This is a genomic window from Spirillospora sp. NPDC029432 (assembly GCF_040703975.1).
Taxonomy (GTDB): domain Bacteria; phylum Actinomycetota; class Actinomycetes; order Streptosporangiales; family Streptosporangiaceae; genus Spirillospora.
The window spans coordinates 15769-35275 of sequence record NZ_JBEZWH010000023.1; the positions used below are offsets into that span (position 1 = coordinate 15769).

20 protein-coding genes are annotated in these 19507 nt (G+C 73.4%); 13 read left to right on the top strand and 7 right to left on the bottom strand.

Annotation, left to right across the window (positions count from 1 at the left end):
* Positions 1-127 precede the first annotated feature (127 nt).
* The 3 genes from AB0881_RS19760 to AB0881_RS19770 are packed head-to-tail and all read left to right on the top strand — an operon-like array spanning position 128 to position 3641.
* Complete coding sequence (locus tag AB0881_RS19760; protein ID WP_366618484.1) at positions 128-334, top strand: heavy-metal-associated domain-containing protein; 207 nt, start codon at positions 128-130, stop codon at positions 332-334.
* A gap of 1 nt (position 335) precedes the next feature.
* Complete coding sequence (locus tag AB0881_RS19765) at positions 336-1304, top strand: hypothetical protein (RefSeq protein WP_366618486.1); 969 nt, start codon at positions 336-338, stop codon at positions 1302-1304.
* A 30-nt stretch (positions 1305-1334) separates the two neighbouring features.
* Complete coding sequence (locus tag AB0881_RS19770; protein ID WP_366618487.1) at positions 1335-3641, top strand: heavy metal translocating P-type ATPase; 2307 nt, start codon at positions 1335-1337, stop codon at positions 3639-3641.
* A gap of 119 nt (positions 3642-3760) precedes the next feature.
* On the opposite strand, the gene AB0881_RS19775 is transcribed toward AB0881_RS19770, so the two are convergent.
* Both AB0881_RS19775 and AB0881_RS19780 read right to left on the bottom strand, forming a co-directional pair.
* The gene (locus AB0881_RS19775) at positions 3761-3940 is read right to left on the bottom strand and encodes a hypothetical protein (protein WP_366618489.1); all 180 of its coding nucleotides are present in this window, start codon (positions 3938-3940) and stop codon (positions 3761-3763) included.
* Positions 3941-4018: 78 nt separating this feature from the next.
* A complete protein-coding gene (locus AB0881_RS19780; RefSeq protein WP_366618491.1) occupies positions 4019-4432 on the bottom strand; it encodes a MarR family transcriptional regulator in 414 nt (137 codons plus the stop codon).
* Positions 4433-4530: 98 nt separating this feature from the next.
* Between AB0881_RS19780 and AB0881_RS19785 the strand changes: the two genes are divergently transcribed.
* Together AB0881_RS19785 and AB0881_RS19790 are read left to right on the top strand one after the other, a co-directional pair.
* Complete coding sequence (locus AB0881_RS19785) at positions 4531-4920, top strand: RidA family protein (RefSeq protein WP_366618492.1); 390 nt, start codon at positions 4531-4533, stop codon at positions 4918-4920.
* A 30-nt stretch (positions 4921-4950) separates the two neighbouring features.
* Positions 4951-6018: an alkene reductase gene (locus AB0881_RS19790; protein ID WP_366618494.1), complete on the top strand. Its 1068-nt coding sequence runs from the start codon at positions 4951-4953 to the stop codon at positions 6016-6018.
* Positions 6019-6033: 15 nt separating this feature from the next.
* Here AB0881_RS19790 and AB0881_RS19795 read toward each other — a convergent pair whose 3' ends face one another.
* Positions 6034-6642: a transcriptional regulator gene (locus tag AB0881_RS19795; RefSeq protein ID WP_366618496.1), complete on the bottom strand. Its 609-nt coding sequence runs from the start codon at positions 6640-6642 to the stop codon at positions 6034-6036.
* A 380-nt stretch (positions 6643-7022) separates the two neighbouring features.
* On the opposite strand from AB0881_RS19795, the gene AB0881_RS19800 reads away from it, so the two are divergent.
* The gene (locus AB0881_RS19800) at positions 7023-7583 is read left to right on the top strand and encodes an NAD(P)H-dependent oxidoreductase (RefSeq protein WP_366618498.1); all 561 of its coding nucleotides are present in this window, start codon (positions 7023-7025) and stop codon (positions 7581-7583) included.
* A gap of 28 nt (positions 7584-7611) precedes the next feature.
* Complete coding sequence (locus AB0881_RS19805; RefSeq protein WP_366618500.1) at positions 7612-9141, top strand: DHA2 family efflux MFS transporter permease subunit; 1530 nt, start codon at positions 7612-7614, stop codon at positions 9139-9141.
* On the opposite strand, the gene AB0881_RS19810 is transcribed toward AB0881_RS19805, so the two are convergent.
* Positions 9066-9542 carry a helix-turn-helix domain-containing protein gene (locus AB0881_RS19810; protein ID WP_366618502.1) on the bottom strand — a complete coding sequence of 159 codons (477 nt, stop codon included), beginning with the start codon at positions 9540-9542 and terminating at the stop codon, positions 9066-9068. The genes AB0881_RS19805 and AB0881_RS19810 overlap by 76 nt on opposite strands.
* Positions 9543-9621: 79 nt before the next feature.
* Here AB0881_RS19810 and AB0881_RS19815 point away from each other — a divergent pair, with 79 nt between their 5' ends.
* Positions 9622-11052, top strand: a complete 1431-nt coding sequence (locus AB0881_RS19815) for an MFS transporter (RefSeq protein WP_366618504.1) — start codon at positions 9622-9624, stop codon at positions 11050-11052.
* A gap of 5 nt (positions 11053-11057) precedes the next feature.
* Here AB0881_RS19815 and AB0881_RS19820 read toward each other — a convergent pair whose 3' ends face one another.
* Positions 11058-11516, bottom strand: a complete 459-nt coding sequence (locus AB0881_RS19820) for an Lrp/AsnC family transcriptional regulator (RefSeq protein WP_366618506.1) — start codon at positions 11514-11516, stop codon at positions 11058-11060.
* A gap of 78 nt (positions 11517-11594) precedes the next feature.
* Here AB0881_RS19820 and AB0881_RS19825 point away from each other — a divergent pair, with 78 nt between their 5' ends.
* Genes AB0881_RS19825 through AB0881_RS19845 form a run of 5 tightly spaced genes read left to right on the top strand, consistent with a single transcriptional unit; the run spans position 11595 to position 16310 of the window.
* Positions 11595-12824, top strand: a complete 1230-nt coding sequence (locus AB0881_RS19825) for an amino acid permease (protein WP_366618508.1) — start codon at positions 11595-11597, stop codon at positions 12822-12824.
* A 59-nt stretch (positions 12825-12883) separates the two neighbouring features.
* Entirely contained in the window at positions 12884-13789 is a 906-nt protein-coding gene (locus tag AB0881_RS19830) for an ABC transporter ATP-binding protein (RefSeq protein WP_366618510.1), read from the top strand.
* 1 nt (position 13790) lies between these two features.
* On the top strand, positions 13791-14531 hold the full coding sequence (locus AB0881_RS19835) for an ABC transporter permease (protein ID WP_366618512.1): 741 nt from the start codon (positions 13791-13793) through the stop codon (positions 14529-14531).
* 14 nt (positions 14532-14545) lie between these two features.
* Positions 14546-15691: a sensor histidine kinase gene (locus tag AB0881_RS19840; protein ID WP_366618514.1), complete on the top strand. Its 1146-nt coding sequence runs from the start codon at positions 14546-14548 to the stop codon at positions 15689-15691.
* Positions 15684-16310, top strand: coding sequence for a response regulator transcription factor (locus tag AB0881_RS19845; RefSeq protein ID WP_366618516.1), 627 nt, complete (start codon positions 15684-15686; stop codon positions 16308-16310). Before AB0881_RS19840 ends, AB0881_RS19845 begins: the two co-directional genes overlap by 8 nt.
* A 36-nt stretch (positions 16311-16346) precedes the next feature.
* Here the strand turns inward: AB0881_RS19845 and AB0881_RS19850 are convergent, their stop codons facing one another.
* A complete protein-coding gene (locus AB0881_RS19850) occupies positions 16347-18755 on the bottom strand; it encodes an FtsX-like permease family protein (RefSeq protein ID WP_366618518.1) in 2409 nt (802 codons plus the stop codon).
* 14 nt (positions 18756-18769) lie between these two features.
* Entirely contained in the window at positions 18770-19501 is a 732-nt protein-coding gene (locus AB0881_RS19855) for an ABC transporter ATP-binding protein (RefSeq protein WP_366618520.1), read from the bottom strand.
* Between the last annotated feature and the right edge of the window lie 6 nt (positions 19502-19507).

Sequence of the window (19507 nt, forward strand, 5' to 3'; positions counted from 1 at the left end):
TGTGACAGGGCTCGCGAAATAACCCATACCCCCTAGGGGTTGCAGAGCACGAGACCTTGTGCCAACATGAGGGCGTCAGATACCCCCTAGGGGTACGAGCCCAGAGGGAACCCAGAGGAGCGACACCATGAGCACCGCCACCTACACCGTCGCCGGCATGACCTGCGGCCACTGCGTCAACTCGGTCAAGGAGGAGGTCGGCCAGGTCTCCGGGGTGAGCGCCGTGGACGTGGACCTGGAGTCCGGCAAGGTGACCGTGACCAGTGACGCGCCCCTCGACGAGGCCCGGGTGCGGGCCGCCGTCGAGGAGGCCGGGTACGAGCTGAAGGCATGAGATGAACACCGCGAGCAAGCTGGGCGCCTACGCGCTGGGCCTTGCCGCCGTCTTCGGTGGCGCGGTGGGGATCGGCAACGTCGCCGGCCCCACCGGCGCCACCGTGCAGGCGGAGCAGGCGCACGCGGGCGGGCACGGCGAGGGCGGGCACGGTGCCGAGAAGTCCGGGCAGAAGGGCACGGAGAAGGTCGTTCCGGGCGGGCTCCAGGTCTCCCAGGACGGCTACACGCTCACCCCCGAGACCACGGTGGTGAAGCCCGGCGAGAAGGCCGACTTCCGGTTCACCGTGACCGGCCCGGACGGGAAGCCGGTCACCGACTACCAGCCGCTGCACGGCAAGAAGCTGCACCTCATCGTGGCGCGGCGCGACCTGTCCGGCTTCCAGCACCTGCACCCGGCCGAGGCCGGCGGCGGCGTCTGGACCGTCCCGCTCACGCTGCCGAAGGCCGGAACGTACCGGTTCTTCACCGACATCCAGCCCAAGGGCGTCCCCGAGCAGCTGACCCTGGGCACGGACGTCACGGCCCCCGGGAACGTCGAGCCCGAGCCGCTGCCGCGGCCCGTCCAGACCGCGAAGGTCGACGGGTACGAGGTACGGCTGGACGGCGCGCTGATCCCCGGCAGGTCGAGCAAGCTGACCCTGACCGTGAGCAAGGACGGCGAGCCGGTCACGGACCTGGAGCCGTACCTGGAGGCGTACGGCCACCTGGTCGCCCTGCGCGACCGGGACCTCGCCTACCTGCACGTGCACCCGGACGGGGAACCGGGCGACGGCAAGACCCGCCCCGGACCGGCGATCACGTTCTACGCCGAGGTGCCGAGTTCCGGCGCGTACCGCCTCTACCTGGACTTCCAGCACGGAGGCAAGGTCCGCACGGCCGAGTTCACCGCCACGGCGGGAACGGGCGCCGTCCCGAGCGCGCCGGCCGGCGAGCCCGCCGGCGGGCACGGCGACGACCACACCCACTGACACCGCGACACGATGACGGAGGAGGACGCGATGGGCACGGGCGCTACGTCCGGGCGGATCGAGCTGGCGATCGGCGGGATGACCTGCGCCTCGTGCGCGGCACGCGTCGAGAAGCGGCTGAACAAGCTCGAGGGCGTCACCGCGACGGTCAACTATGCCACCGAGAAGGCGCAGGTCGAATACCCCGAGGGGGTCACCCCGGAGGACCTGATCGCGCAGGTGGAGAAGGCCGGCTACACCGCCGAGCCGCCCGCGCCCCCGCAGGCGGAGACCGCCGCGGAAGGCGAGGCGGACGACGGGCTGGCGCCGCTGCGGCAGCGGCTGTGGACGGCGGTCGTCCTGGCGGTGCCGGTGATCGCGATGGCGATGGTGCCGGCCTGGCAGTTCGAGTACTGGCAGTGGCTGTCGCTGACGCTGGCGGCGCCGGTGGTCGTGTACGCCGGCTGGCCGTTCCACAAGGCCGCCTGGACGAACCTGCGGCACGGCGCCGCGACCATGGACACGCTGGTGTCGGTGGGCACGCTGGCCGCGTTCGGCTGGTCGCTGTGGGCGCTGTTCCTCGGCACGGCCGGCGAGCCGGGCATGAAGCACGGGTTCGAGTTCTCCATGACCCGTACCGACGGGTCGATGAACATCTACCTGGAGGCCGCGGCCGGGGTCATCGCGTTCATCCTGGCCGGTCGCTACTTCGAGGCGCGCTCCAAGCGGCGCGCCGGGGCCGCGCTGACGGCGCTGCTGGAGCTGGGCGCCAAGGAGGTCTCGGTCGTCCGGAACGGCCGCGAGGAGCGCATCCCGGTCGACCGGCTGGCCGTGGACGACGTGTTCGTCGTCCGGCCCGGCGAGAAGATCGCGACCGACGGGGTCGTCGAGGAGGGCTCGTCCGCCGTGGACGCCTCCCTGCTGACCGGCGAGTCCGTCCCGGTGGAGGTCGCCCCCGGCGACGCGGTCACCGGCGCCACCGTCAACGCGGGCGGCCGGCTGCTCGTCCGCGCCACCCGCGTCGGCTCCGACACCAAGCTGGCGCAGATGGCCCGCCTGGTCGAGGAGGCCCAGACCGGCAAGGCGCAGGTGCAGCGGCTCGCCGACCGGATCTCCGGGATCTTCGTGCCGATCGTGATCGCGATCGCGATCGCCACGCTGGGCTTCTGGATCGGCTCGGGCGCCGGCCTGGCCGCCGCGTTCACCGCCGCCGTCGCCGTACTGATCATCGCCTGCCCGTGCGCGCTGGGCCTGGCCACCCCGACCGCCCTCATGGTCGGTACGGGCCGCGGTGCCCAGCTCGGCATCCTGATCAAGGGCCCGGAGGTCCTGGAGTCCACCCGGACGATCGACACCGTCGTCCTGGACAAGACCGGCACCGTCACCACCGGCCGGATGGCCCTGGTCGACGTCGTCACCGCCGAGGACGCCGACGCCGGCGAGGTGCTGCGGCTGGCGGGCGCGCTGGAGAACGCCTCCGAGCACCCGATCGCGCAGGCCATCGCGGCCGGCGCCGCCGAGCGCGCCGGCGAGCTCGGCACCGTCGAGGACTTCGCGAACGTCGAGGGCCTGGGCGTCCAGGGCCTCGTGGACGGCAAGGGCGTCCTCGTCGGCCGCCCCCGGCTGCTGGCCGAGTGGTCGCAGCATCTGACGCCCGAGCTGGAGAAGGCGATGACCGACGCGCAGGCGCTCGGCCACACCGCGGTCGCGGTGGGGATCGACGGCCGGGCGCAGGCCGTGATCACGGTCGCCGACCAGGTCAAGCCGACGTCCGCCGAGGCGATCGAACGGCTCCGCGCGCTGGGGCTGCGGCCGGTCCTGCTCACCGGCGACAACGAGGCGGTCGCCCGCACCGTCGCCGAATCGGTCGGGATCGACGAGGTCATCGCCGAGGTCCTGCCGGCCGACAAGGTCGACGTGGTCAAGCGGCTGCAGGACGAGGGCCGTACGGTCGCGATGGTCGGCGACGGCGTCAACGACGCGGCCGCGCTCGCCCAGGCCGATCTGGGCCTGGCGATGGGCACCGGCACCGACGCCGCCATCGAGGCCTCGGACCTGACCCTGGTCAGCGGCGACCTGCGGGCCGCGGCGGACGCGATCCGGCTGTCCCGGCGGACGCTCCGCACGATCAAGGGCAACCTGTTCTGGGCGTTCGCCTACAACGTGGGCGCCCTGCCGCTGGCCGCCGCCGGCCTGCTCAACCCGATGATCGCCGGCGGGGCGATGGCCTTCTCCTCGGTCTTCGTGGTCAGCAACAGCCTGCGGCTGCGCGGCTTCAAGCCGCTCACCCGGCCCGGCGCCACGGGCGCGGCGCCGGCTCAGGCGAAGACCGAGCAGCCGGTCGCCGCGACCCGCTGATCCGCCCGCCCGCGAACGGCGCCCCGCACTCAGCGCGGGGCGCCGTTCCGCGTGAACGAGACGCTGTTCCTGACGGGGAGCACCACGTGGAGTACGGCCCGGCCTGGACGCGCTGACGGTCAGCCTGGCCGGGACCCGCGGTCCGGGGCGCCGTTCCGGTGGTCGGCGCGGTCGTGGTCCAATCCGCTCACGGATCGCAGGACGGACTCGGGCGTACGGGTCGTACCGGCGAATCCGGCCAGCAGCATCAGCGCGGCCAGGACCACCGGCCACACCAGTCGTGTCCGCCTCGTTTCCACGGAGGGACTCTATCCATCCGGCCGTATCCGATTCCTCACAATGGGTGAAGTTCCGGGAAACAGGGCCGCGGCGGCGGGTCAGCCGCGGAGGGAGGCGACGAGGGGGCCGAGGCGGTCGTCGCCCGCGGCAGCGTCGAGGGCTTGGGTGAGGGTGGCCTCGTACGTAGGGCGCGCCTTCTCCAGTACGGCCCGGCCCTCGTCGGTGATCACGGTGTAGACGCCGCGGCGGTCCTTGGGGCAGTGGGTGCGCTCGGAGAGGCCGTCTCCCTCAAGGCGGGCCACCAGGCGGCTGACCGAGCTCTGGTTGAGGCCGATCAGGTCGGCGAGCTCCTGCATCCGCAGCTCGCCGTCCGCGGCCTCCGCCAGCCGGCACAGCGCCCAGTACTCCGACAGGCCGACGCCGTGCCGCCGCTGCATGACCCTCGCGAGCTCGTGCAGCACGCGCCCGTGCAGCGTCACGATCTGTCCCCAGATCTCCGCGTCCGTCGCCATTGTTCGCACCCTTCCGTTGACAGCGAGTATATGCAGTGCCAATCTATGCATGCACAAGCAAGTAATGCAGGTACATGCATCTAACTCTGGAGGCACCCATGCGGCGCGTCGCGACCACCCCCGACTGGTACGAGCCGTACCTCATCTCCCAGGCGATCGAGGCGAACGGCCTGATCCACGTCTCCGGCCAGGCCGGGATCGACGAGCGGGGCCGCACCGTGTCCGGCGACTTCCTGGAGCAGGGGCGGCGGGCGTTCGAGAACGTGCGGCGCGTGCTGGCCGCGGCCGGCGCCGGACTGGAGGACGTCGTCAAGATCGGCATCTTCGTCACCGACATGGCCGCGAACCTCGACGGCGTGATCAAGCTGCGCGGGGAGTTCCTCGGCGAGCCCTACCCGGCCGACACGCTCCTGGAGGTCGCCGGTCTCGCGCAGCCCGACTGGCAGATCGAGGTGGAGGCCACCGCCCTCGCCCCCAGCGCCCGCTGACCCGTCCCTCCTGGCTTGAAAGGCACCACCATGGCGAACGACCTGCTAAAGCCCTACGAAAGCGACCACCTGGACCTGCCCAACCGGATCGTGATGGCCCCGATGACGCGCGGCAGGGCCGACGACGCGACCGCCGTGCCGAACCCGCTGGCCCGCGACTACTACGCCCAGCGCGCCGGGGCGGGGCTGATCGTCAGCGAGGGGATCTTCCCGGCGCCGCTCGGCAAGGGCGGCCCCGGCATCCCCGGCCTGACCGGCGACGACCAGGTCGAAGGCTGGCGCGGGATCACCGGAGCCGTGCACGCCGCCGGCGGGCGGATCTTCGCCCAGCTCTGGCACGTCGGACGGATGACGCACCCGGTCACGCTGGGCGGGGAGCGGCCGGTCGCCCCCTCACCGGTACGGATCACCGGCGAGCGGATCTTCACCCGGGACGGCCTGCTCGACCACGTCACGCCCCGCGCGCTGACGACCGCCGAGGCCGAGGAGACGATCGACGCGTTCGCCGCCGCCGCGCGGAACGCGATCCGCGCCGGGTTCGACGGGGTGGAGGTGCACGGCGCGAACGGCTACCTGATCCAGCAGTTCCTCGCCGACGGCACCAACCGGCGGACCGACCGGTTCGGCGAGCCGACACGCTTCGCGATCGAGGTGGTGGAGGCCGTCGTCGCGGCGGTCGGCGCCGGGCGGGTGGGCCTGCGGATCTCCCCCGGCAACCCGGAGAACGAGATCGCCGAGTCCGATCCCGCGACCACGTACCGCGCGCTCGTACGGGCCCTCGCGCCGCTCGGCCTGGCGTACCTGCACGTGATCGAGCGCGGCGCGTACGAGGCGCTGGCGGACCTGCGCCCGCTGTGGCCCGGCACCCTGGTCGCCAACTTCAACGGGCCCGAGCCCACCACGCGGGAGGCCGGCGAGCAGGTCCTGAACGCGGGGCTGGCCGACCTCTTCTCGTTCGGCCGGCTGTTCATCGCCAATCCCGACCTGCCCGCCCGCTTCGCCACCGGCGCGCCGCTGGCGCCGTACGCCGGGCACCTGGTGTACGGCGGCGGCGCCGAGGGCTACACCGACTACCCCGCTCTCCAGGCCGCCCGGTGAGGCCGCGTTCCCGCGTCAGGCCGGAACGTCCCAGAAGGCCAGCTCGTGCCGCATGCCCTCCATGAAGTACCGTTCCGCCGCGGCCCGGTCCGGCGCCGCCTCGTCGATCATCTCGGCGATGCGGCGGGTGAGCGCGGCGAAGCCGGGATCGGCGTAGGTGTCCACCCACGCGCGGTAGCGCGGCTCGTCCGGCGGGTTCTCGGCGAGCCGCGCGCCGAGCGTGGAGTAGCCCCACATGCAGGGGTAGAGCGCGGCCAGGCCCTCGCCGTACGAGGCGGCCGCGTCCAGCAGGAACCCGGTGTACGCGACGCACGCGGGCCCCTTCACGGCCCCGTCGAGGTCGGCGCCGAACTCCGCCGACAGCGTCCGGTGCAGCGCCATCTCCTCGTGGAACGTCGAATGCGCGAGATCGACGAGGTCGCCGAGGTGCCCGTCCGGCGCCTGCCAGGCCAGCCGGGAGAAGACCCGCACGTAGTCCAGCAGGTAGAGGTAGTCCTGCTCCAGCCAGGAGCGGAACACCGCCTCGTCCAGGTCGCCGCGGGCGATCCCCGCCACGGTGGGGTGCTTCAGCTGCTCCTCGACCAGCGGCCGGCCGAGTTCCTCGAGATGCGCCGCGAGACTCATGTCGGGCAGTCTGCCACCGCCCGGGACGACCAGGCCCCGCCGGGTCTTGCGGCCCGGCGGGGCCGTGGTCGAAGCCGGTGTGCGGGTCGCCTCTCGGCGAAATGCACAACGCGGCTCCAGCCGGACGGTATTCCGCGAAGGCGATAGGTGAGGCCCGGGGACTCCAGGCACACCGGCCATCACATGTAACCACGCCGGGCCCCGTGATGTTCCCGCGCCCCGCCGCCGGATCCCGCGGCGACGATCCGCTTGACATCAACCTTTGTTGAGGTTTCACCCTGGTCATCAGCCGGTCATCGACCCCGGTCACGTGACGGATTCCCGCCGCACGCGGGATTTCTAGCGTTGTCGGCATCGGATCGACGGGAGGACGCAGGGAAATGAACGACAGGCTGCACGTGGCGATCATCATCGGGAGCAACCGGAACGGCCGGTTCGGGCTGACGGTGGCCGACTGGTTCGTCGAGCAGGTGGAACGGCACGAGGGCGTGCGCCCCGACGTGATCGACCTGGGCGGGGTGGCGGTGGCCGCCGACCTGGGGCCGGACGGCGACGCCGAGGCGACCGCGAAGCTGGAGCGCGCGGACGCCTTCGTCATCATCACGCCCGAGTACAACCACAGCTTCCCCGGGACGCTGAAGAACTTCATCGACGCGCACTTCACGCAGTGGCAGGCCAAGCCCGTCGCGTTCGTGTCGTACGGCGGGATGGCCGGCGGGCAGCGCGCCGTGGAGCACCTCCGGCCGGTCTTCGCCGAGCTGCACGCGGTGACCGTCCGCGACACCGTCAGCTTCCACAACCCGTGGGGCCAGTTCGACGCCGACGGCCGGCACCAGGCGCCCGACGCCGCCAACACCGCCGCCAAGACCATGCTCGACCAGCTCGCCTGGTGGGCGCACGCGCTGCGCGACGCGCGCGCGGCGCGCCCGTACAGCGCCTGACCACGCAGTGCTTGAAGGGATGAGGACGATGACGGATCAGGAGAGCACGACCCCGCCCGGCAGAAGCGCCATGACGATCGCCCTGGTGCTGGTGCTGGGGTCGATCATGGCCACGCTCGACATGACGGTGGTGAACGTCGCCCTCGCGAGCCTGGCCGCCGACTTCGACGCGCCGCTCGCGACCATCCAGTGGGTCGCCACCGGATACTCGCTGGCGCTCGGCGCGGTCGTGCCCGTGTCGGCGTGGGCGATCGGGCGCTTCGGCGCCAAGCGGCTCTACCTGTCCGCGATCGCGCTGTTCGCGGGCGGCTCGCTGCTGGCGGGGCTGGCATGGAACATCGAGTCGCTGATCGCGTTCCGGGTGCTGCAGGGGCTGGCCGGCGGAATGATCATGCCGGTCGGGATGACGATACTGATCCGGGCCGCCGACCCGGAGCGGCTGGGCCGGCTGATGAGCACGCTCGGGCTGGCGATCCTGGTCGGGCCGCTGGCCGGGCCCGTGCTGGGCGGCTGGCTGATCGACGAGGTCTCATGGCGGTGGATGTTCTTCGTCAACCTGCCCGTCGGCGCGCTGGTCGTGCTGCTGGCCTCGCGGATCTTCCCCGCCGACGGCGAGCGGAGCGTCAGGCGGCTGGACGTCCCGGGCATGCTGATGCTGTCGCCCGGCCTGGCCGCCCTGATCTACGGCGTGACCTCCGGCGGCGAGCGCGGCTCGTTCACCGAGCCGGCCGTGCTGCTGCCGCTGGCCGCGGGCGCCGTGCTGATCGCCGCGTTCGTGGTGCGGGCGCTGACCGCCGAGGACCCGCTGCTGGACCTGAAGCCGTTCCGGGACCGCTCGTTCGCCACCGCGACCGCCACGATGGCGCTGTTCGTGACCGGCTACTTCGGCTCGATGCTGCTGCTCCCGCTGTACTTCCAGGTCGTCCGGGGGGAGAGCGCGACGATGGCGGGGCTGCTCGGCGTCCCGATGGCGCTGGCGTCCGGGACGTCCATGCAGTTCGCCGGCCGGCTGGCCGACAAGCTGTCGCCGGGGCGGACGATCCCGGTGAGCATCGCGCTGGGCGTCGCCGGGTTCGGGCTGTTCGCGTACCAGCTCAGCGCGGACGTCTCGTACTGGGCGCTGGCCGCCGCGCTGATGATGATGGGCGCCGGCGGCGGCTCGACGATGATGCCGCTGATGACCGCCGCCACCCGGCGGATGAGCAAGGAGCAGGCGCCGGCCGCCAGCACCACCCTCAATCTGATCAACACCACGCTGGGCGCGGTGGGCATGGCGATCGCGTCGGTGCTGCTGTCGGGCGCGATGGCCGCGCGCGTCCCGCTCGCGGGGGAGGGCGGCATCCAGGCGCTGCACGGGCTCGCCGCGGACGCCCGCGCCGCGGTCGCGCCGGGGCTGGCGGACGCGTTCCAGAGCACGTACGTGTGGGCGGTCGCGCTGATGGCGCTGTCGCTGATCCCCGCGCTGCTGCTGCCGCGCCGCGATCAGCCCGCCCGCACGGAGCCCGAGTCCGCGCCGGCGTCGGCGGCGGCGGTGCCGGCCGAGGCGGCCGCGTCGTAGGCGGTACGGGCCGCCGCGATCTGGCTCTGGTGCTCCTCCGTCCAGGACACCAGGGCCTTGATCGTGGAGTGCAGGCTCGCGCCGAGCGGCGTGAGCTCGTAGTCCACCCGCGGCGGCACCACCGGATGGACGGTCCGCTTCACCAGCCCGTCGCGCTCCAGATGGCGCAGCGTGCGGGCGAGCATGCGCTGGGAGATCCCGTCGATCTCCCGGCGCAGCTCCGTGAAGCGCATGCTGCGCTCGTCCAGCAGCGCGATGACCAGCAGCGACCACTTGTCGGCGATCCGGTCGAGGATCTGCCGGACCTCGCAGTCCTCCCGGGCGTCCCAGTTCTTGACGTCGAAGGCCCCGGGGCCGGTATCCGCGCAGTAACCGGGTGACGAAAAAGTCCCGTCTTCCATGGCCACCAATGGTGCCGCATGATGCTGTCGGTTACAAGAAGTAACCGACAGGCCCATCCGAAACCTTTGGAGTCGTCCCATGTCCAGACCCCCGGCCCGCATGGACGGACGCACCTGGGGAGTGCTCCTCGTACTCTGCGGCGCGATCTTCCTTGAGGGCATCGACATCGCCATGCTGAACGTGGCGCTGCCGTCCATCCGCGCCGACCTCGACCTCTCCACCGGGATGCTCAGCGGCGTGGTGAGCGCGTACGTCCTCGGCTACGGCGGCTTCATGCTGCTCGGCGGGCGCGCCGCCGACCTGCTGGGACGGCGCCGCATGTTCCTGCTCTGGCTGTCGGTCTTCCTCGTCTTCTCCGGCCTGGGCGGCTTCGCCACGGAGGGCTGGACGCTGCTGATCGCCCGGTTCGTCACCGGTGTCGCCGCCGCGTTCATGACCCCGGCGGGCCTCTCCCTGATCACGACCGGGTTCGCGGCGGGACCGCAGCGCGAGCGCGCCCTGATCATCTACGGGGCCACCGGCGCGGGCGGCTTCTCGCTCGGCCTGGTCATCGGCGGGCTGCTGACCGCGATCGACTGGCGCTGGGTGTTCTTCGCCCCGGTCGCGCTGGCGCTGGTCATCCTGATCGCCGCCGCGCTGCTGCTGGAGGACACCGGGACGCCGGCCCGTACCGTACGGAGGTTCGACCTGGCCGGCGCGGCGAGCGTCACCGGCGCGATGCTCCTCCTGGTGTACGGCGTCGTACGGCTGGAGCACCCCACCCGCGACCCCCTCCTGACGGCGGCCGTGTTCGCCGGGGGCCTCGCCCTGCTCGCCGCGTTCACCGCCATCGAGCGCAGGGCGGCGGCGCCGCTCGTCCGGCTGGGGATCCTGCGTTCCGGCGGCCTCGTCCGCGCGAACATCGGCGCCCTCCTGCTGACCGGCGCCTTCTTCGGCTTCCAGTTCCTGGCCACCCTCTACCTCCAGGAACTGCGCGGCTGGACGACCGTCGAGACCGGGCTGGCCCTGCTGCTCCTGGGCATCGACGTGGTCCTCGCGCCGACGATCACCCCGCGGCTGGTCCGGCGGTACGGGGTGGCGAAGGTGATCCTCGGCGGCTTCGCCATGGCCGCCGCCGGTTACGCGCTCTTCCTCCCGGTCGGCCCGGACACCGTCTACGCGGCGATGCTCCCGACCATGCTGCTGATCGGCCTCTCGTTCGCGCTGGCGTACGGCCCGGTCACCATCGCCGCCACCGACGGCGTCGAGGCCCGCGAGCAGGGACTGGCGGGCGGCCTGCTCAACACGTCGTTCCAGTTCGGCGCCGCCTTCGGCATCTCCGCCGTGACCGCCGTGAGCGTCGCCGCCGGGTCCGGCTACGACGCCATCCGGACGGCCCTCCTCGTCCCCCTCACCGCCGCCGTTCTGGCCGCCGCCATCACCGCCACGGGCCTCCGCTCCCGCACCGCGCCCGCGGAGACCCCCGCCGAGGCCCCGGAGGAGATGACGGTGACCGCTCAACGGCCTTGACGGCCTCAGGTCTCCAGCCGGGTCAGGACGGTGTTGTAGACATGCTGGAAGATCACCGAGGTGCGGAAGCCGGCGATCTCCTTGCGCTTGCTGAGCCGGTCGAGCAGGAACGCGTGCAGCTGGTCGAGATCCGGTACGGCCACGTGCAGCACGAGGTCGTCGCCGCCCGCCACCACGAACACGCTGATCACCTCCGGCATCGTGGACACATCGTCCTTGAACGTGTTGATCACCGTCCGGCTCAGCGGCCTGATCTGCACCGACACCAGCGCCTGCACGCCCCGGTTCAGGTCGGCGAGGTTGATGTCGGCGTGGTAGCCGCGGATCACGCCGCGCCGGGTCAGCGCCCGGACCCGTTCCAGGCAGGTGGACGGTGCCACGCCCAGCCGCCGGGCCAGCTCCCGGTTGGACTGCCGGGCATCCGTTTGGAGAAGCCGCACGATCTCCGTATCTAGTTCGTCCATGAACGGATTATCGGTGCGATTCCGATCGAACGGTCGATCTGGATCGGGACGGATCGACCGGATGCGTACGTTCCAGGCGTGACCCCAGAACACCCGGAACACCCGCGACACCGTCTCGGCCTCGGCCAGGGGACCGCGCTGTTCACCGGCGCGGTGCTCGGGCCGGGCGTGCTCGCTCTCCCCCATCTCGCCGCCGCGGCCGCCGGCCCCGCCTCGATCCTGGCGTGGGCCGGGCTGCTGGCCCTCAGCGTCCCGGTGGCGCTCACGTTCGCCGCCCTCGGCGCCCGCTTTCCCGACGGCGGCGGCGTCGCCACGTTCGCGGCGCGCGCGTTCGGCCCCCGCGTCTCGGCGGCGGTCGGCTGGTGGTTCTACGCGGCCGTACCGCTGGGCGTGCTCGCCGGGGCGCTGATCGGCGGCGAGTACGTGGCCGCCGCGCTGGGCCTCGGCCGGTACGGCGCCGCCGCCATCGCGTTCGCGCTGCTGGCCGGCGGTTTCGCCGCCAACCACCACGGGCTGCGCCTCTCGGGCGGGATCCAGCTCGTCCTGGTGGGCGGCCTGGCCGTCCTGCTGGTCACCGCGATCACCGCCGCCGCGCCGCACGCCGACCCCGGCAACTTCACCCCGTTCGCGCCGCACGGCGCGCTCGGTGTCGCGGACGCGGCGGGCGTGCTGTTCTTCGCGTTCGCCGGGTGGGAGGCGGCCAGCCACCTGTCGGCCGAGTTCGCCGACCCGCGCCGCATGCTGCCCAAGGCGACCGCGCTCACGCTGGCGATCGTCGGAACGCTCTACCTCGCGCTGGCCGTCACCGTCACGGGAGTCCTCGGTGACCGCGCCGCCACATCACCCGTACCGCTCGCCCTCCTCATGGAGGCGGGCATCGGCCCCGCCGCCCGCGCGGCCACCGCCGCCGCCGCGCTGGTGCTCAGCTTCGTCGCGATCAACACCTACATCGCGGGCGGCTCCCGGCTCGGCGCCGCGATGGCCCGCGACGGCTCGCTGCCCGCCCGGTTCGCGACCGTCCGCCGGAGCCTGCTGCTGCTCGCCGCGCTCACCGCCGCGCTCTGGGCCGCCACCCTCCCCTTCGGCCTCGGCCTGGACGCCCTGATGCGCGCGACCGCCGCGTGCCTGGCCGCCGTCACCGTCGTGGGCGTCGCCGCCGCCGTACGGCTGCTGCCCCGCCCGGCCGTCGCCCGTACCGCCACCGCGTTCACCGCAGCGGTGCTGCTGTCGTGCGGCGCGTACCTGCTGATCCCCCTCGCGGTCGGCGGCGCGGCCATGGTCGTACGGAGGCGTCAACCGATCGGATGATGCCGGGACGAGCGCGCCGGGCGATGTGGCGGAACGTCCCCCGGCGCGATCCTCGAAGCATGCCGATCATCGAAGTGCAGGGCCTGCGCAAGGCCTACGGGGGCCGTCCCGTGGTGGACGACGTCTCGTTCGCCGTCGAGGAGGGGGAGATCTTCGGGATCCTCGGCCCGAACGGGGCGGGGAAGACCACGACCGTCGAGTGCGTCGAGGGGCTGCGCGTCCCGGACGCGGGGACCGTCCGCGTCGCCGGGCTCGACCCGCGCGCCGACCGCGAGAAGGTCACCCGGCTCCTCGGCGTCCAGCTCCAGGAGAGCGAACTCCAGGAGAAGCTGACCGTGCGGGAGGCCCTGGAGCTCTACAGCGCCTTCTACCCGGCCCCCGCCGACTGGCGCGAGCTCGCCGGGCGCCTCGGCCTCCAGGAGAAGCTCGCCACCCGCTTCGGCAACCTGTCCGGCGGCCAGAAGCAGCGCCTCTTCATCGCGCTCGCCCTCATCGGCGCCCCCCGCGTCGTCGTGCTGGACGAGCTGACCACCGGCCTCGACCCGCGCGCCCGCCGCGACACCTGGAAGCTGATCCGGGAGGTCCGCGACTCCGGCGTCACCGTCCTGCTGGTCACCCATTTCATGGAAGAGGCCCAGTACCTCTGCGACCGGCTCGCCGTGATCAAGGAGGGCCGGGTCGCCGCGCTCGACACCCCCGCCGGGCTCGTCCGGCACAGCGCCGGCGGCACGGTGATCTCGTTCGCGCCGTCCCGGCCGCTGGACGACGCGGAGCTGGCCGCACTCCCCGAGGCCCACACGTTCGAGCGGCGGGACGAGCGGCTCACCATCCACGGGACGGACGCGACCGTCAACGCCGTCATCTCCCTCCTCGCCCGCCACCAGATCACCGCCCACCAGCTCCGCGTCACCGACGCCACGCTCGACGACGCCTTCCTCGAGCTCACCGAGACCCGGGAGAACTGACGTGTCCGCCTCCACCGCCGTACTGAAGTCGGAGTTCCGGCTCTTCACCCGCGAGCCGTTCAGCCTGTTCTGGATCGTGGTCTTCCCGCCCCTGCTGCTCACCATCATCGGGCTGATCCCGGCGTTCCGGGAGCCGTCCGAACAGGCCGGCGGCGCCCGGACGGTCGACCTGTACGTGCCGGTCAGCGTGCTGCTCGCCATGATCATGGCGGGGATCCAGACGCTGCCGCCCATCCTCAGCGGCTACCGCGAGCGCGGCATCCTGCGCCGGATGTCCACCACCCCGGTACGGCCGGTCTCGCTGCTGGCCGCGCAGATCGTCCTGCACGGGGCGGCCGCGGTCGGCGGGGCGCTGCTGGCGATCGCGGTCGGCCGGCTCGCCTTCGACGTCCCGCTCCCCGGCCACCTGTCCGGGTACGCGGTCGCGCTGCTCCTCGGCGCGCTGAGCGCGCTGGCCCTCGGCGCGGCGGTGTCCGCCGTGACGCCCACCACCAAGGCGACCACCGTGGTCGGCTCGATCGTCTTCTTCCCGATGATGTTCGTCGCCGGGGTCTGGGTGCCCGTCCAGGTGATGCCGGACGTCCTCCAGCGCGTCGTCGAGTACTTCCCGTTCGGCGCCGCGGCCCAGGCCCTCCAGCAGGCCGCCGAGGGCGGGTGGCCGGAGGCCGCGCACCTCGGCGTCACCGCCGCCTGGGCGGCCGTGCTGATCGCCGCCGCCGCGCGCTGGTTCCGCTGGGAATGACGGACACTTGCACCGTGGAGACCCTTGAGGAGCAGTGGCAGCGCTTCTACCGCTGGGGTCCGTACTGCCTCCTGGCACTAGGTACGGCCCTGGCGGCCCTCACCCGCAACGTGGTGAGCATGACGCCCGCCGACCAGTACGCGGCGGCGGCGCTGGTCGTGACCGCGCTGGTGCTGGAGGTGCTGCCGCTCCCCGGCCCGATCTACTTCTGGGTCCGCACCGCCCTCGGCTTCACCATGAGCCTGTTCAACCCGTTCTTCTGCATCTACGCCGTTCTGGGCTACTTCGACGCCCATCACCTGCTGACGCGCCGCTGGGCCCAGGCGGGCGCGCTCGTCACCGCGGTCACCATGGCCGGGGCGCAGTCGGGCGGCCTGGCACCCGACGGCGCCATCCAGACCGCCGGATTCGTCGGGCTCTTCCTCCTGAACGCGGCGCTCGTCATCATCTTCGGCGGCCTCGCCGAACGCGAGGAGGAGCAGGCCCGCGTCCAGAAGGAGACCATCGCCGAACTCGAACGCACCAACGCGCGTCTGGAGCAGGCCCTTGAGGAGAACGCCGGTCTCCAGGCGCAGCTGCTCGTCCAGGCCCGCGAGGCCGGCGTGAACGACGAGCGCCGCCGCCTCGCCGCCGAGATCCACGACACCATCGCCCAGGGCCTGGCGGGCATCATCACGCAGCTCCAGGCCGCCGAGGACAGCGAGCACGTCCGCCGCGCCACCGCGCTCGCCCGCGAGAGCCTGCGCGAGGCCCGCCGCTCCGTCCACGACCTGGCGCCCACCCACCTGGAGCACGACTCGCTGCCCGAGGCCCTCAAGAAGATCGTGCGGGACGGCACGCAGCTCACCGTCACCGGCACCGTCGAACCGCTGCACGACGAGATCGAGGCGGCCCTCCTCCGCATCGCGCAGGAGGCCCTCGCGAACGCCGCCCGGCACGCCGGCGCCACCCGCGTCGGCGTCACCCTCTCCTACATGGACGACGAGGTGACCCTCGACATCCGCGACGACGGCCGCGGCTTCACCCGGCCGTCCCGGGGCTTCGGCCTCACCGCGATGCGCGAGCGCGCGGCGCGCGTCGCCGGCACGCTGGAGATCGAGTCCGAGCCCGGCCGGGGCACCGCGGTGTCGGCCCGCGTACCGTTGATCCGCCATGGCTGACATCACGCTGCTGATCGTCGACGACCATCCCGTCGTCCGGGACGGCCTGCGCGGCATGTTCGCCGCCGCCCCCGGCTTCGAGGTGCTGGGCGAGGCCGCCGACGGCCGCGCGGCCGTGGAGCTGGCCGCCGAGCTCCGCCCGGACGTCATCCTCATGGACCTGCGGATGCCGGGCGGCGGCGGGGTGGACGCCATCACCGAACTCGCCCGGCGCGGCCTCCCCAGCAAGGTCCTCGTCCTCACCACGTACGACACCGACACCGACACGATCCCCGCGATCGAGGCCGGGGCGACCGGCTACCTCCTCAAGGACGCGCCGCGCGACGACCTCTTCAACGCCGTCCGCGCCGCCGCCGAGGGGCGTACCGTGCTGTCCCCGGCCATCGCCTCGCGGCTGGTGTCCCGCGTACGCGAGCCCCGCAGCGGCTCCCTGAGCGGCCGCGAGCTGGAGGTCCTGCGCCTGGTCTCGCGCGGCACCGGCAACCGCGAGATCGCCACCGAGCTGTTCATCAGCGAGGCCACGGTCAAGACGCACCTCACCCACATCTACGCCAAGCTCGACGTCAGCGACCGCGCCGCCGCCGTGGCCACCGCCTACGAACGCGGCCTGCTCCCCTAGACCGCCGGCCCAGGGGAGCAGGGGAGAGCGAGCCCGTCAGTCGCGGGCGCCGACCGCCTCCGCGGGGGCCCGGCGCAGCGCCGAGCGGGCCGGCAGGGCGGTGGCCAGCAGCGCCATCAGCCCGGTCGCGCCGACGATCCCCAGCAGGCCCGCCGGCGGGACGTGCGGCGCGGCACCGGTCATGCCCGCGCTGAACGCGGCCAGCGTCACCCAGGCGATCGCGACACCCAGGACCGTCGCGACGGCGACCGCCGCCAGCGTCTCCAGGCGGAGCATCCGCAGCACCTGCCGCCGGGTGGCGCCGGCCAGCCGCAGCAGCGCCAGCTCGCGGACGCGGCCCGCGACGGCCATGGCCAGCGTGTTGACCATCGAGATCGCGGCGAACGCGACGATCAGCCCCAGCGACAGGTAGTTCACCGCGCTGCCGCTCGCCTTCGCGGGAGCGCCGTTCGGCTCCCGCACGCCGACCCCGGGGTACGCGGCGACCGCCTCGGCCAGGGCGCCCCGGCTCACTCCCGGGGCGTCCACCAGCGCCGTCCCCATCGGCACGTCCACGTGGGCGGCGACCAGCGAGTGCGGCACGGTGAAGTCGCCGAACCCCAGGCCGCGGGCGTAGACGGCCACGACGCGCAGGGTCACCGGCGTCCCGTCGGCCATCGCGAACGACACCCGCTCGCCGACCTCCATGCCCAGGTTCTCCCGTACGGCCATGGTGCCGTCGCCGAAGGCGTCCAGCGAGCCCGACCGCACGTCCAGGTCCATCGTCCGCGACAGGCCCGCCGGGGTGACGCCCTGCACGCTGTACGGGCTGTTGTCGGTGCGCACCCGGGTGCGCAGGACCTCGGTGACCGTCCGCACGCCGGGCACGCGCCGTACCGCGGCGGCGGCCGGGGCGGGCACCGCGGGGCCCAGCACGTGGCCCGCCACGGTCCCGGCCTCGGCCTCGGCCGCCGCCGCCTCCTTCACCGAGGTTTCGGCGAACAGCAGCGTCGACGCCAGCGCGATCATCAGGGTCAGCGGGGCGATCACGGCGGCCAGCCGGCGCGCGCCGGCCCGCAGGTTGGCGGCGGCGACCCCGCCGACACCGCCGGCCGACCGGAACGGCCGCGCCGCCGTCCCGATCACCGCGCGGGACAGGACCGGCCCCAGCAGCCCCACCGCCGTCGCGAACAGCAGCGCGGTCAGCGGCGTCAGCGGACCCGACGCGGCCTCGGTGTGCACCGACCGCAGCACGAACGTCAGCACCACGCCGCCGGCCAGCGCCACCAGCCCGGCCAGCAGCCGGAACCACGGCGTGCGGGCCGGAACCAGCGCCGCCTCGCCCAGCGCCTCCACCGGCCGCAGCCGGACGATCCGCCGCGCCGAGATCCGCGCGGCCAGCCACGCCGCCGGAACGGTCACCGCGACCGCGACGGCCGGCGCGAACGGCCCGACGACCAGCGGCAGGTTGGCCGGGATGGCGCCCAGGTCCGCGAACGCCGCGTGCAGCAGGGACCCCAGGAACAGGCCCGCGACCGCGCCCGGGACCGTGGCGGCCAGCCCGATCAGCACCGCCTCGCGGCCGATCATCCGGCGTACCTGGCGGGGCGTCGCCGCGACCACGCGCAGCACGGCCAGCTCCCGCTCGCGCTGCTGGATCGCCAGCCCGAACGTGCCGACGACGGCCAGCAGCGCCACGATCAGCGAGGTGCCGCCCAGCGCGGCGCCCATGCTGATCAGCTTGGTGCGCGCGCCGCCGCTGTCGGGGAACTCCGCGCGGCCGCGGTCCGTCCCGGCCGACACCTGCGCGCCGGTCCCGCGTACCGCTGCCTGCACGGCCGCCTGGACGGGCGCGCCGGGCTCCGCCCACACGCCGATCGCGGTGACCTCGCCGGGGCGGGCGGCCAGGCGCGCCGCCTCCCCGCCGCTGAAGAAGACCGCCGGACGGCCGGTGCCGCCCCTGGCCACCCCGACGACGCGGTAGTCGCCGGCGCCCAGGGCGTGCGTCACCCGCACCGTGGTGCCCACGCCGCGTCCCGCGTCCGGGCCCACCACGATCTCGCCGGCGGCGGCCGGGGCGCGCCCCGCCCCCAGCGTGACCGGCGTCAGCGCCGCCGACTCCCAGCCGTGCCCCTCCGCCATGCCGCCCGCGACGGCCGCCGGGAACGTGACCTCGGTGGCCACCGAACGGACGCCCGGCACCGCCCGCAGCTCGCCCGCCAGCGCGGCCGGGATCCACGCCCGCGCCGTGTTCGGCTTGTTCTTGCGGTCGCCGTCGTCCTGCACGAAGTGGGACTCGGGATCGCCCGCCACGATGATCGGGGCGCCCGCGTACCGCACCGGCGCCACCTGGCCGCGCAGGCCCGTGTCCATCAGCATGCCGCAGGCCGTGACCAGCGCCGCCGCGCAGAACAGCGCGACGAACGCGCCCGCGAACGCGGCCCGCCGGTGCCGCAGAGTGCTCAATGCCAGCGAGAACATCAGGCGTACGCCCCCAGCCGCGTCATGCGCTCGGCCACATCCGCGGCCGCCGGCGCGCTCACCGAATCGACGATCCGGCCGTCCGCCAGGAACAGCACGGTGTCGGCGTACGAGGCCGCCACCGGATCGTGCGTCACCATCACCACCGTCTGGCCCAGGTCGTCCACGATCTCCCGCAGCATCACCAGCACGTCCCTGGCCGTCACGGTGTCCAGCGCGCCGGTCGGCTCGTCCCCGAAGACCACCTCGGGCCGGGTGACCAGCGCGCGGGCGATCGCCACCCGCTGCTGCTGGCCGCCCGACAGCTCCGCTGGACGGTCCCCCGCGCGGCCGTCCAGGCCCACCCGCCGCAGGATCTCGGCCAGCCAGGCGCGGTCGGTACGGCCGCGCCCCAGCTTCACCGGCAGCGTCACGTTCTGCTCCACGGTCAGCGACGGCAGCAGGTTGAACCCCTGGAAGACGAACCCGATCCGCTTGCGCCGCAACTCCGTCAGCCGCGTCTCGTTCATCCCGGACAGGTCCGTGCCGCCGAGCCGCACGGTGCCCGACGTGGGCCGGTCGAGTCCGGCGGCGCAGTGCAGGAACGTGCTCTTCCCCGACCCCGACGGCCCCATCACCGCCGTGAAGCCGCCCCTCGGCAGGGCGACCGACACCTCCCGCAGCGCCGCCACCGCGCCCGCGCCCTTGCCGTACACCTTGCTCACCGCGTCCAGCACCACTGCCTCGTCCATGGGGAC